General features: G+C 44.7%; 14 protein-coding genes and 2 pseudogenes. 5 read left to right on the plus strand and 11 right to left on the minus strand.

Going from position 1 to position 13,426, the window contains the following annotated elements; genetic code table 11:
• Positions 1–11 precede the first annotated feature (11 nt).
• Positions 12–1,412: pseudogene (locus RE628_RS11570) on the plus strand (ABC transporter ATP-binding protein); the annotation flags it as partial.
• Here RE628_RS11570 and RE628_RS11575 read toward each other — a convergent pair.
• On the minus strand, positions 1,409–2,242 hold the full coding sequence (locus tag RE628_RS11575) for a GNAT family N-acetyltransferase (protein ID WP_309158827.1): 834 nt from the start codon (positions 2,240–2,242) through the stop codon (positions 1,409–1,411). The pseudogene RE628_RS11570 and the gene RE628_RS11575 sit on opposite strands and share 4 nt — an antisense overlap.
• Positions 2,243–2,411: 169 nt before the next feature.
• Between RE628_RS11575 and RE628_RS11580 the strand changes: the two genes are divergently transcribed.
• On the plus strand, positions 2,412–3,194 hold the full coding sequence (locus RE628_RS11580) for an ABC transporter ATP-binding protein (RefSeq protein WP_309158828.1): 783 nt from the start codon (positions 2,412–2,414) through the stop codon (positions 3,192–3,194).
• A gap of 106 nt (positions 3,195–3,300) precedes the next feature.
• Positions 3,301–4,134 (plus strand): prohibitin family protein, encoded by an 834-nt coding sequence (locus RE628_RS11585; protein ID WP_375143109.1) that lies wholly within the window; start codon positions 3,301–3,303, stop codon positions 4,132–4,134.
• 275 nt (positions 4,135–4,409) lie between these two features.
• On the opposite strand, the gene RE628_RS11590 is transcribed toward RE628_RS11585, so the two are convergent.
• Genes RE628_RS11590 through RE628_RS11615 form a run of 6 tightly spaced genes read right to left on the minus strand, consistent with a single transcriptional unit; the run spans position 4,410 to position 8,325 of the window.
• On the minus strand, positions 4,410–4,682 hold the full coding sequence (locus tag RE628_RS11590; protein ID WP_309158830.1) for a GerAB/ArcD/ProY family transporter: 273 nt from the start codon (positions 4,680–4,682) through the stop codon (positions 4,410–4,412).
• Positions 4,683–4,684: 2 nt separating this feature from the next.
• Positions 4,685–5,284, minus strand: coding sequence for a GerAB/ArcD/ProY family transporter (locus tag RE628_RS11595; protein ID WP_309158831.1), 600 nt, complete (start codon positions 5,282–5,284; stop codon positions 4,685–4,687).
• A 21-nt stretch (positions 5,285–5,305) separates the two neighbouring features.
• Positions 5,306–5,527: a hypothetical protein gene (locus RE628_RS11600; protein ID WP_309158832.1), complete on the minus strand. Its 222-nt coding sequence runs from the start codon at positions 5,525–5,527 to the stop codon at positions 5,306–5,308.
• 16 nt (positions 5,528–5,543) lie between these two features.
• Positions 5,544–6,023, minus strand: coding sequence for a Ger(x)C family spore germination C-terminal domain-containing protein (locus RE628_RS11605; protein ID WP_309159448.1), 480 nt, complete (start codon positions 6,021–6,023; stop codon positions 5,544–5,546).
• 28 nt (positions 6,024–6,051) lie between these two features.
• Positions 6,052–6,687, minus strand: a complete 636-nt coding sequence (locus RE628_RS11610; protein ID WP_309158833.1) for a Ger(x)C family spore germination protein — start codon at positions 6,685–6,687, stop codon at positions 6,052–6,054.
• Between the two features lie 48 nt (positions 6,688–6,735).
• The gene (locus RE628_RS11615; protein ID WP_309158834.1) at positions 6,736–8,325 is read right to left on the minus strand and encodes a spore germination protein; all 1,590 of its coding nucleotides are present in this window, start codon (positions 8,323–8,325) and stop codon (positions 6,736–6,738) included.
• Between the two features lie 275 nt (positions 8,326–8,600).
• Here RE628_RS11615 and RE628_RS11620 point away from each other — a divergent pair, with 275 nt between their 5' ends.
• A complete protein-coding gene (locus RE628_RS11620) occupies positions 8,601–9,593 on the plus strand; it encodes an HD-GYP domain-containing protein (protein WP_309158835.1) in 993 nt (330 codons plus the stop codon).
• 102 nt (positions 9,594–9,695) lie between these two features.
• On the opposite strand, the pseudogene RE628_RS29605 reads toward RE628_RS11620, so the two are convergent.
• The 4 genes and pseudogenes from RE628_RS29605 to RE628_RS11650 form a co-directional block, all read right to left on the minus strand.
• Positions 9,696–10,574, minus strand: a pseudogene (locus RE628_RS29605) (phosphatidylglycerol lysyltransferase domain-containing protein).
• Entirely contained in the window at positions 10,556–10,810 is a 255-nt protein-coding gene (locus tag RE628_RS11640) for a hypothetical protein (RefSeq protein ID WP_309158839.1), read from the minus strand. The pseudogene RE628_RS29605 and the gene RE628_RS11640 overlap by 19 nt, the downstream one beginning before the upstream one ends.
• 20 nt (positions 10,811–10,830) lie before the next feature.
• Positions 10,831–11,055, minus strand: coding sequence for a hypothetical protein (locus RE628_RS11645; protein ID WP_309158840.1), 225 nt, complete (start codon positions 11,053–11,055; stop codon positions 10,831–10,833).
• Between the two features lie 202 nt (positions 11,056–11,257).
• The gene (locus RE628_RS11650) at positions 11,258–12,280 is read right to left on the minus strand and encodes a flippase-like domain-containing protein (protein ID WP_309158841.1); all 1,023 of its coding nucleotides are present in this window, start codon (positions 12,278–12,280) and stop codon (positions 11,258–11,260) included.
• 337 nt (positions 12,281–12,617) lie between these two features.
• On the opposite strand from RE628_RS11650, the gene RE628_RS11655 reads away from it, so the two are divergent.
• Complete coding sequence (locus tag RE628_RS11655) at positions 12,618–13,394, plus strand: CPBP family intramembrane glutamic endopeptidase (protein WP_309158842.1); 777 nt, start codon at positions 12,618–12,620, stop codon at positions 13,392–13,394.
• Positions 13,395–13,426: the final 32 nt, after the last annotated feature.

Below are 13,426 nucleotides of genomic sequence, written 5' to 3' on the forward strand. Positions count from 1 at the left end.
ACATATTAAAAGATAACAAAACCGGGCATTTAATGTCACGCTTGTCAAATGATCTTGATAATATCGGTGAGGTCGCCCATCACAGGCCAGAGGATGTGTTTATCGCAGGTATGACACTGGTCGGTTCATTTATGCTCATGCTTTCGATCAATTGGAAGTTGGCTGTGTTGACCTTCTTAGTTGTGCCCGTACTCGTCTGGGCTGCGCTGCACTTCAATCGGCAAATGACGAAGACCTACCGTGGGTTGTTCGGGGCACTTGCAGATTTCAACTCTCGAGTTGAAGAAAACATCGGCGGGATTCGTGTTGTACAGGCTTTTGCCAATGAAGAGCATGAGAATAAGCTGTTCGCTGAGAACAACGGGCTATACCGCCGAACGAAGTTACGCGCCTACAAGATTATGGCCGGCAGTTTCTCAGTGAATTATATGTTGATGAGACTGGTCTCTTTATTCGTCATGATTTGCGGAACATGGTTCGTGATCCAGGGCGAGCTATCCTATGGGGAATTCGTCGGCTTTCTGCTTCTGGCTAACGTCTTCGTACGACCGATTGAGAAGATAAATGCGATTATTGAGAGCTATCCGAAAGGAATAGCCGGATTCAAGCGTTATATGGAGATTATGAATACAGAACCCGATGTAGCGGATAGAGTAGGCGCTTGGGATGCGGGGCAGTTGAATGGGGATATCGCCTTCCAGAACGTGAGCTTTGGTTACGACGGCAAAGACCGAGTGTTGAACCACATTAATCTGAATATCCACGCTGGGGAGACGGTCGCCTTTGTTGGGCCCTCTGGTGCAGGCAAAACAACGTTGTGCAGCCTGCTACCGCGGTTCTATGAGGTGGATGGAGGCAGGATCACAGTTGACGGGACAGATATCCGAGATATTACCTTATCCTCATTACGAAGCAATATAGGGATTGTGCAGCAAGATGTCTATCTATTCTCCGGCAGTATCCGCGAGAATATTGCTTACGGTAAACTGGGAGCCAGCGATGAAGAGATTTGGACAGCAGCACGCCGCGCCCAACTTGAAGATTTTATTGAATCACAGCCCGAGGGGATGGATACCGTCATTGGGGAGCGTGGAGTCAAGCTGTCTGGCGGACAGAAGCAACGTCTTGCCATTGCCCGTATGTTCCTGAAGAATCCTCCGATTCTAATTCTGGATGAGGCCACCTCGGCACTGGATACGGAAACAGAGCTGGCGATCCAGCAGTCTCTTGCAGAATTGTCAGAGGGGAGAACAACACTTGTGATAGCACACCGACTGGCAACGATCAAGAATGCCGATCGTATCGTCGTTGTGACGGGAGAAGGTATATCGGAGCAGGGCCACCACCAGGAGCTGGTGGCCGCAGGCGGCCATTACAGCCGCCTACACCAAGCGCAATTTGGAGCTATTTAAGCAAACACATAAGTCAAATAGTCCTGCGCACTGCGCAGCTGAAACCCGGCTGTCTCATAGAGCTTCATAGCAGCCGGGTTCTCTATGGCAACATCCAGCCAAATGCTGTGTCCGGCGGCGTATTCCCGAGCGATAACTTGCTCTAGGACAGCTCGTCCGATCCCTTCGCCTCTATAGCGGGAGTGAATCACAAAGCCATAGACCCAGCTTCGTTCCTCTAGTCTTGAGACGCGGATCTTGCCGACGATCTGGCCATCTGCAATGATCAGTTCGTTCTCGGCCATATCCTTGGGGCTTAGTCGTTCAAAATCTTGCAGTGTCTGTTCATAATTACATTGGAAGCCATCCTCATCCAGTTGGCTGAGTAATACCGCATCTTCCTGAGTAGCCGTACGTAGCGATATGCCCGGCCGCACGGAGCTGAGCTTATTCTCTGTCGCAACATATTGCATTTGGTATTCGGTAAAAGAATAGCTGCAACTGACAGTTTTCAGGAAGGCTTGGCCTGAGGCTGATGCCGCCAGCGTATTCAGCAAGATGGATGAGTACTTGGTCGCTTCTTCTCTAGTGATTCCATTCTTCAGCAATCTTGTAAAAATCCCTTGTCTTCTAAAATCAGGATGAACCATACCGCAAATCTCCATACTTCCGCCGATTACATACTTGCCTAGGAAGGCAATGAGCCGTCCTTCCCGGTATTCTACTAGATGAAGGCTGTTGTCTTCCTCCGGATTAAGCAGCATATCCCAATTCAGTTTTAGGTCAATCTGATCATGTTGTTCACAGATCGCCTGTAGTTCTTGCAATTCATCTACATTTAGTCTCAACATATGTATCTACCATCCTTTGCTAGTATTCTAGTAAAGGAATAAAGAAATAGCAACGGAAAGGATCAGTGTCTTTCGTTCTTCTGCAGAATATATCAAATTCTTGACAAAATCATTACAGCAGAGTAGCTTGGGATTATTATACAAAAATTGGGGAGAGGCAGGGAGAGCTATGGAGAAGAATGTTGTTGAGATGAAGGGTGTTAGCTGGCGGCGTGAAGGAAAAACGGTGCTACAGCAAATCGATTGGAACGTACAGGAAGGAGAGCATTGGGCTTTATTTGGCCTAAATGGCTCAGGCAAGACCACGCTTCTAAATTTACTCTGCGGCTACATCTGGCCGACAACTGGACAGATCAGCGTACTTGGCCATAAATTTGGCGAGGTAGATCTAAGAGAATTACGTAAATCAATAGGTTGGGTCAGCTCTTCGCTGCAAGAACGGCTACATGGTAATGAGAAGGCACAAAATCTCGTTGTTAGTGGCAAATTCGCCTCAATCGGTCTTTATGATAAGCCTACGGAGGCTGATTTCGAGCAGGCAGCCGCCCTCATGGAGCAATTACGCTGTGGACATCTCATGGATCGAACATACCAAACCTGTTCTCAAGGTGAGAAGCAGAAGCTGTTGATTGCCAGGGCTTTGATGGCGGCACCACGCCTGCTGATTCTTGATGAGGCAGCGAATGGGCTTGATTTTATATCGAAGGAAGGTTTGCTTGACAGTATCAGTGAGCTTGCGGAGAAGCCAGAAGCCCCAACTATGATCTATGTGACACACCATACCGAGGAGATTTTACCGATCTTCTCACATTCTTTATTGATCCGGCGTGGAGAGATTTTTGCCCAGGGCAGGACACAGGAAGTGCTGGATGGAGCCCGTCTGTCTGATTTCTTCGAAATGCCGGTTGATCTGAATTGGAATCAAGAACGGGCCTGGCTTTCGCGGAAATAAACTCTGTTGTAAATTTTGCTACTTTTTCCAGAGTGCCACGTACTATTAGTAATGTGCGTTCAAAAAAAGATGGCAAGATATGAAAAACGGAGGGATCCATATGGAGATGGGAACAAACCCTGGATCAAAGAAGACTGTCAAACTGCGTGGATTGTCAGGCCTTATTATCACGGTTATCGTTGTCGGAATTATAGGAATGGGGAGCTTCACACAGGTAGAATTCGGGCATGTCGGATTGTATAAAACGTTTGGAAAATTGAACAGCGAGGTATTGTCCCCAGGAATTCACTTCAAGATTCCGTTCATTCAGTCGGTCATTCAGGTGAACACCCAAGTGACTAAGGCGGAGACGGATACAACAGCCTCCTCGAAGGATTTGCAGCCTGTGTCGACACATGTTGCCGTCAACTATTCAGTGAATAAGGAATCGGCCTACAATCTAATGAATAATATCGGAGGGGCCTTCGACACGATCATTATTAATCCGGCTGTGCAGGAGATTGTAAAAGAGGTGACTGCGAGATATCAGGCCGAGGATCTGATTGCCAAACGGGATGTCGTTGCTGGGGAGGTTAGCGAGCTCTTGACAGCCCGTCTCGCGAAGTACGATCTTATCGTAAATGAGATTAATATCGTCGATTTTAAGTTTTCCGATGCTTTTAATCAATCGATTGAAGCGAAGCAGGTAGCTCAGCAGCAAGCACTCAAAGCCAGTAATGATCTAAAACGGGTTGAGATCGAGGCCAAGCAGAAGATTGCCCAAGCCGAAGCGGAGGCAGAGTCCCTTAAGCTGAAGAAGCAGGAAGTTACGTCGGAGCTTATACAATTGAAACAGATTGAGGTTCAAGAGAAGGCACTGGAGAAATGGGATGGGAAGCTTCCTTCCGTTACTGGAGGAGCAACACCATTCATCGACATTCAATCGTTAACAAATAAATAGACTATAGACTTAAGCATCTGCAAATGCCGCCCCTAATAGGGGCGGTATTTATGTTTGCTGTTGCCTCGACTTAGGGGAATGACCGCGGATCAGAAAGACGATCCAATATATCAGAGGAATAATAAATTCACAGACAATCAGCAATCCGGGCAATTTGAACCTCACAAATTCATTCAGTTCAGGTTGTGTCCTGACCATACACATGGACAGAATGGTGATGAAGGTGGTGGAGGACAACGTAAATAGACGGTGATCCTTGACTTGGGTGAGCTGTGCTATGCAAAAGAGGTTATGAAGATCGTGAAAGATACTTTGATGAACAGCCCTGTAAGCCATAGGATGATAAGAATGGGATCAACGGTCTGCAGGAAAGATCCGCTCTCAATGAAGCTGGTTAATTCCAGATCAGGATAAGCCATATTCGATGTGATCTCAGGTCCGAAGGCCAACAATACAAAGAACATATGCATCAGAATAATTACCAGAGAGAATAGAAGAGCTGATATTATATTTTTGTATGTTTTTTGTGGAGATTTCAAATAAGGCATAATTAGGAATAAAAAGATATTTCACCGAATAAGCTTATATTTAAGTAGATCCCACTGCCTAACTCAACAGGATTAATATGCGTGAGGAAGGCTGGGAGCATTGGTTTGTTGATCTCCCCGGAAGCTAGAATCGGAATCAGAAAATTGGATAGGACACTAAGTAGAAAAATGCCTTGCGCTGCTCGGAATATCGTCGATAATCCGGAATATACCGCATATGCTGCAACAAGACTGAAGATGAGTAGTATAGCCCATGATGGCGTTCCAACTAAATACTCGGAAAGCAGAAAGTCAGACATCTGCCGCAATGTGGCTGCACCAAGCAGCGCGTTCGTTAAGATGACTATAATAACTAGTATTGTATGCAGCCATTTTCCAACAAGCTCGTGCCCGTAATTGATGATGAACTCATCAGATCTGGATTTGGTAACTTTAATAGCCGGGTAGAGTAATAGACACGCCAGTAATGCGGCTAATAGTGTGGAAAGAAGAGAGGAAAATCCGCTAGCCGATGCTAAGGAATTCTCGAGAAAAGCTGTGAAAGTCGTATACATGGACACAGTGAACAGCGAGAAAATTTGTAGCGAACTAATTTTTTGCATTTTCTCAACTCCTCTCTTGAATTATTTGCTCCCGAAACTCATGAAGCTATGATTAGCGATGTAATTTAATATTATCGGCAAATTGAGCTTGTCCTTAAGAGCATACTGTAGCTCAATCATGATGAGGAGTGTGATTGTAATCGATAGACTAATAATTCTCTTCTTCAAGCTTGTTCTCTGATGACGCTGATTCATCCAGTCAAAGATGACGATCAGTGTAAAAACAAATCCGATCCAACCCATAACCTCCCTCCAAAGTTCAATTTTTCTTATAACGTTCTGAAGAGCGATAGTAGTTTCCCGATAGATTTAACGCGATGTCTACATCAATGTCGATCTTGAGTTGTTCGGCGTAATACTCGTTCCAATGATGTTGTAGTTGCTCCCAAGCTTTAGGATAACGCCAATCCAAGTAGTCGCTGAGCCGGAAGGCATCACATTTTGCTTGTTTTGTAGTTTGAAATGTTTGCTGCATCAGGTTTGCCAGATCTTTATTTAAAGACTTCTGAAGCAGAATAATCATCTCGTTATTTTTGACATCAAGATTTGAATTGGAAGAGAATAAATAGGCGTTACCCTTACTCTTGATTTGAAAGGCAACACGATTGTTTTTGAATGTAGGTTTGATCTTAGTTTGGATGTTGTCAATTTTGAATGTAATTTCTTGATTGTCCGTTGGTGATTTGATCGATGATATCGCAGAATTAATTTGTGAAGTAATCCATAGAGCCCCCTTAATTCATCAAATGTCAGTTGCCGTCCGGCGATCATTTTACCATTTGAAATAATGACTGCTCCGTTTGGACTGGCCCAGAGATTTTCTCCGAATTAACAACCTCACTTTTTGGAATGTTTTTGAAACTGATCTGTGGGATTAGTATATCTCCGGTTTTATACGAGGCCATTAGAAAATCCTTGACGGTTGTATTTAGAGTCAAATGATCGTCGATTAATTTAGTGAGTACGGTTGAGATGAAGCGTTCTGATACCGTTAAGGTACGTTTAATATCATCTACATTGTCCTTGGTTACGAAAAGGTTAGTACTGAATTGGAAATTTGGGAGTCGACTGATTAAATCGATGAGAGTGCCCATATCGTGCTGGGCGTAGCGGCTGCCGATGACAACAACTCGTGTCTGACCGAAGAAGATGTCTCTAGATGTGTCCAGTTGAATATCTCGCAACACTTGTCCAAGTTCTTTTCCTTTTTTAGATATAAAGGTAAATGGTTCAGCGCCTCCGCTACTAGAACCCCCGGTCTGGCCAGGGATCATCCGATTAGGGATTGGAAAGCCAAACGAGACCTCCAGATTTCCGTCCTCCAATAGATCGATGGTCATCATCGTTGGAAATATCCGTTCATTTAGCTCTTTGGATGACCAACATCCACTAAGTGTGATCACTAGCAATAGCAGAAGTGATGTATAGCATAGCTTTGCCTGGCCATTTTTTCATTCGTTATCACCCTTTGGCCTGGCCCAACCTCGGGCGTTCTTAGAAACTCTGTGACGATTATTGGAAGTGAGTGATGGCCTAGTACGCATAAACGTCCATGGCATCCGGATGAACGTATCATTCATATCCTCCTTACTAAGCGGTGTTAATGGAGATAAATAAGGTATCCCGAAAGACTTCAAATTGACCAAGTGGATATAGATCAAGATCAAGCCGCAGGCAATCCCAAAAAGACCAAATATAGACGCCAAAATAATAATTGGGAAGCGAAGCAGCCTGACGGATATACCAAGTTCGTAATGCGGGATAATAAAAGAAGCGATTCCGGTTAATGAGACGACGATCACTATCGTCGCCGATATCATCCCAGCTTGAACAGCTGCTGTACCAATGACGAGTGCTCCGATGATGGATACGGTTTGACCGATCGATTTCGGGATACGTATCGATGCCTCCCGCAGTGCCTCAAAGGTAATCTCCATAATAAATACTTCATAGACGACCGAGAACGGGATGATTTCACGGGCGGATGCGATTGTAATCAATAGTGGAAAGGGGATCATCTGTGGATGGAATGTAGTAATCGCAATATATAGAGACGGCAGCAGCAAGGAAATGAGTAAGAACAAATAACGTATCAACCGGATAAATGATCCGGCGACGAACCACATATTATAATCATCCGGAGATTGCATCAGCATAGACATTGTTACTGGAGCAATCAGACATACGGGGGTTCCGTTCATCATAATCGTTACCCTTCCTTCCAACAGTGAGGCGGTAACGGTATCCGGTCTTTCTGTATATTCAATTTGAGGGAAAGGGGAATATTGATCATCCTTCAGGAATTCTTCTACGTAGAACGTCCCTACGATGCCATCTATTTCAATATAGGATAGTCTACGCTTCAGCTCGGCAATGAGCTCTGGCTTGCAAATACCTTCTATATAACTGATGATTAGTGAGGTCTGAGTCCTTTTGCCAATAACTACTTTCTCCGTCTTGAGGGCCGGCGTCTTCAAGTGACGACGCAATATAGTTAAGTTGGTTGGCAGATCCTCGATGAACGATTCCCGCGAACCACGGATAATCGATTCATTGGGTGTCTCTTCGATAGAACGGGTCTGATAAGAGGCCACCTCGAAATTAATCATGCGCTTATCGCCATCGATAACCAGTGTGGCGCAGGAACTAAGAATATGGATGAGGCATTCGTTCATATCGGAGGTAATGGTATAATGCGAGACGGACAGGGACCTGCGTTCAAATAGAGTCTCATAAATATTTGATGATTCCGATGCTTCAGTTAATAGATCCTGCAATATGAAGTGCTGGAGTGAGTTCTGGTCTATCATTCCATTAAGATATATAATCGTGCAGCTCTCACCGGAGGATAAGGTGAATTCCCGGAAAGTAACGTCAGAGCAATTGCTGAATTGCTGCTTGAACCAGTCCAGACGTGTCTTGAGACTGTTGCTGGTCGCCTCCAGAACAGGCCATTCCGTCTGAGGAGGCTGTCCGCTTTTGGAAGGAGATTTTTTTTGTTTGTGATCGTGAAGTTGTTTCTTACGTCCCCAGAGCGACATGATAACAACCCCTTTCAACCCAAATGATGTGATTCAAACTATAAGGTTCGCGCTTGGAGCGAGTTTTATGCAAATGAATCTTTAGAACTATTTAAAGAAAGCGCTTTTTATTCGATATTATTAGTGCAGTGAATCGCTATTATCGTAATTCAGTTACATATATCTATATGTATAGATCTGACAGACTAGGAAGGCCTAAATTTGTCGAGAGGAGGCTGAGCATTTATGAAAATGCATATTACTGATCTTAAGGACGGGACCGGCTGAAATCCGATTTGTTCAATCGTGTTGGGCTCCACGTATTACCGAAAGGGACAAGCATACATAAAGAAGAAATCGCTCTTCTGTACAGACAGAGCATCGATTATATCGACATAGAACCGCGGGTCGATTCTACCGCTCTATTCGGGCTTGACCGCAGCGGATTCTCCAGCCAATTGCAGGAGAACTTTGAGCTTACGATTAAGGGGTACCAGTCGATCTTCCTAGAGGCTTTAACAACCGGTAAGTTCAATCAATCCATGGTAGATGATAAGCTACAGCCTATGCTTGAGGTTATTGATGAGAAGAAGGATGTCGTATCCTTGTTGATTTATTTTGGGCATGATGACGTCAATATTTACAATCATTCCTTACAAGTAGGACTCTTGTCTTATTACATCGCTTCATGGTTAGGGTACACCAAACAGGAGTGTACGGCCGTCAGTAAAGCTGGATATTTGCATGATATAGGCAAGAGCCGAGTACCGCAAGAAATTCGTAATCAGTCCCATCCTTTAAGTGATGAGGAGAGGGTAGAGCTTCGGAAACATACGAGGTATGGTTATGAGATTATCAAGGAGTCCATGTCTGATGAACGGATCGCCTTGGCAGCGTTACAGCATCATGAGAGAGAAGATGGCTCTGGCCATCCGCATGGATTGTACAAAGATCAAATTCATCCGTATGCTCAAATCGTGGCGGTAGCGAATGCTTATGTTGATATGACTGCTCCGGATGACAATGGCAATAAGCCGGCACTGTTGACGGTGCTTCGCAAGATATATGAACTCGGCTTCGGCGTACTGAATGAACGTGTAGTTCAAGTGCTGGCCCGCAATTTAATGCCTAACTTTATTGGCAAGAAGGCTCGGCTCAGCAACGGAGAGACTGCGACCATTGTATGGACGAATCCTTCGGATATCTTCAGACCATTAGTACAATCAGAGAAGAACTTTTATGATCTATCGACAGAACGGAAAATCGAGATTATAGAAGTATTTATGTAATTACAGAATAAAGGCCGCTGCCGGGATATATCCCATGCGACGGCCTTTATTCTATTTTAGGTTTCCAATCTCATAGCTGTAGCCGAATTAGATTTAGTAAGACTAATCCTTCCGCGGTTTGCGAGCTACCAAGCTGACCAGCTCGAGCAGTAGCACAGGTAGCGATACATTCGCTGGATAAGCTAGAAATCGGGGCTCCCAGTCAGGCGCGAATTTCTCCTTATAATTCCTTAGGCCGGTAAATCCGTAAAGGCTCTCACCATGCTCAAATAGCATATGCGCGAGTTTCTCCTCCCGCATAGCTGCTCGGCTACTACCAACGCTAGCTAACGGAGCCATACCGAGATTGAAGCGGGAATATCCCTGTTCCCGGCGAATTCGAACAGACGGATGAACAACTGATCCATCGTTCCATTCGGGACATTGGGTAGATGACGCATCAGATCTATGGATAATGTAACATCATGGTCGTAGACAGGAGCAATGGAGGCGAAGGCGATAATCTCGCTCTCCTGATTCGTAATCAAAGCGAGAGGAGCGAGTTGTAAGTAATTTTCGTCAAACCAGCCGATGGAGAAGCCTTTCTCTTTTTCCGTGTAGCCACTCATCTGAAATATACTTTAGTCGCTGTAGTAGCTTATCCTGATGAGGCGGCGTCGCAATTTCGAAGCTATAACCTTCTCTTTCGAAGCGATTGTGTGCCGCCCTGAGAGCTGCATTTCGCTTGCCACTTAAGGTGAAGCTACTTAGATCAACCATCGCTTCCTCGCCCAGTTTGAAGAACCTGTATCCATTCTCATGGTAGAGCGGCAAATAGTCAGAAATCGTCTGATAGAACACCGTCTCTAGTGCATATTGGTCAGCAAAGTTCTGGAACTGCTGAATAGCATCACTGATCTTTTCCTTCGGTCCCAGCGGGTCACCTAATACAACAAGCTTGTTATGAATTTTCGCATAAGGGATCAGTACTTGATTATCCATCGCCCAGAAGAAGCTCTTGTCCCCGCAAATAGCATATGTGTAAGCATATTACCGGGATAGTGCTCTAGAAAATCCTTTAACTTATCGCGATCTGCATCACCGATTTTGGACAGATTCAGCTGCTTCGGACGGAGCAGGTAAAAAAGAGTTAGCAGAAGCCAGGCAAGAAGTAGCCCGCTGACTGCTGAAAGGATGAATGCAGTGGATCCAAGCAGCTTAGGCGCATGCTCGCCCAAATGAAAATGAAACGGCTTCTTCAGAAAAGGGCGTGTACTCGCCCAATCAAATAATATACTCCAGAAATACAAGCAGTAATGATCATCCAACTAATGATGTGATATTTCCTAAGAGGAACCGACATCCGGTAAAATTGGTGTCTGGACATCCATAGCAAGAGAGCGATGACCAGCAGGATGATCGCCTCTTCATAATCGAATGCCTTGGCGAATGTGAAGATCGCCCCGGCAAAGAGTAGGAGCATCGTCCAGGAATAGGCACGTTTGACGCGCAGCGATATCCCCGTGACAATACGATCAGCATAATGCCAATGACGACGCTAAGCTGATGGGATAAGCGCATAATCGGTAATGAAAGAACACTCTCGATAAAATGGAACCGCGACAGAAGGGCGGGAGTAGCTGCTGATAGAAGTAGTAGTGCTCCTGCGACAAAGACGAGCTTACTTAGCGACCAGGCACTGACTTCACCAATAAAGCCAAGCGGTCCCGGCCAACTGCGCAACTTGCGTAAAGTACTAGTGACTTGTGCCGTCTGATAAGCTTCATTGGCGGACTTCTGAGAAGATGATTCTTCAGAACTATCTTCCGATACGACAGACACTCCTTTCTTACGATCCGAGAAAATTCAAAAGCCGCCATAATAAGGCCGATCAGCCAAGGCAGGATGTAGTATAGGATTCTGAACAGAATTAATACTACCGCGCTTTTCTCAGGAGAGTGTCCCAACAGCTGTAATCCGAGCAGAGCTGTCAGATCGAAGCCCCCGATCCCGCTTGGAGCCATACTGATAATGCCGGCAATTGCTGCCACTATGTATATCCCGAAGATTGCGGTAAAGGATAGATTCGGGAAAAATGCTCTACAAATGAACCAGAAAGTTAACCCGGCAAACAGCCATTCCATAAGGGAGACGGTCACTACAGAGGCGATCGTGCGCCATTGCATTTGCCCCCGGTCGCGATTGAACCATTTAGAGAATAGTGTCGTCCGATGTAGAAGTACGAATAACGGCAAATATAGTGCAGAACCCCATACTGCATATATAAGCCAATGATGAACCTCTGTAATTTGGCTGGCAGGGAAGACTGCAGAAATATTGAACCAGGCTAGCAGAGACAGTCCGGTAAACGGGATCGTCGACAGAAAGCCAACAGCTGCGGCGATCGTCGCATAGGAGGTTCCACGGCTGCGGAGAAGCGCAGTCCTTATTCCAGCCCCGGTCAGACCGGCGAAGCCTAACAAGTTGCTGGAGGTATTTGCGATCCATCCATATCTGAAGGTCTGCCAGCGGCTTAATGGAAGCTGGAAATGACGCCTGATTAAAAGATCATATAAGGTCATGATGGAGACAGCGATGAGAGAGAAGCAGAATAAGAACAGTAATGTCTGCGGATGAATATGGCGCAGATAATACAAGGTTTTGCCCCAATGAATCGTACGGAATTCCTTTTGCCCTTCCCAATACACGAGACCGATAATGACGATCGGGGAATAAGCCGAACCAATTTATTTTGATAAAGTGCGGATAACCATTTTTTTAGCTGTAATTTGTCGACGATTGTTCGGATGCGCTGCATAATAAATAAGCTCCCTTATTACATAAGTAATTATATTATGGTGTGCGGCGAAAGAATATGTCAAACATTGCTGTCACACCGAGTATATTATTCGTTGCAATGAACTGATCTACTCGGTTATCTATAAGGTTATTTAGATATTTTTGGTTTACTGTGATTTGGCAAGATGATATTATAACACTTGAAAATTAGAAATAATTTCAAATAGTTAGAAAGGGAAGATGTTGATGGAGGAAAAGCAACGCAAGGAACATCCTATTTTGTTTTCATTTATGCTTGGGATTGGATTAACATTGTTAGTAGCAGTAGCGTCTGCAGTTGCGACGATCTTGGAATCTGATGACCGGGGCATAGTGATTGCGCAAGGTATCGCGTTTTTCGTAATGGCAGTTATTATCACAATTTATATGAAGAAGAGAGATGCTTCTCTCGGGATATTCGGATTTACAAGAACAAATCTACATAAAGCAAAAGCAGTTCTATATTATCTCCCTTTACTTGTAATCGTGGTAGTTCAGCCTATTATTGGCGGATTTAATACTTCACTCTCGGTGACAGATATTGTTCTTATCCTGTTATTTTCCCTCCTAGTCGGGTATACCGAAGAATCCATTTTTCGGGGCATTATCCGTGAAAGATTACGTCCCAAAGGTTCTGTATTTTTTATCGTATTTTCTGCTTTATTTTTCGGTATTCTTCATATGGCTAATGCGTTTAATGGGAGTGGATTTCTTCATATCTTCCTGCAAGTCCTTAACGCGCTGTTGATTGGTTTCATTTTGGCATTAATCATTGAGATAGAGCACAGTATTATTCCCCTCATCCTGTTTCACTTTCTGTTCGATGCTCTGGCACAATTGACAAGTAGCTCCATCATAGATAAAGAAGTATTGGCGGTCTCGATTCTGAATATACTGTATCTGCTGTACGGGATATATCTGATTTATGTCATGTTACGGAGTAAGAGGGCATCATTGCATCCTAACGAACAAATAAGCCATTAAATATGACAGGGACCCCATAGGGGTCCCCTAGT

This window comes from Paenibacillus sp. D2_2 (genome assembly GCF_031199965.1).
Classification (GTDB): domain Bacteria; phylum Bacillota; class Bacilli; order Paenibacillales; family Paenibacillaceae; genus Fontibacillus.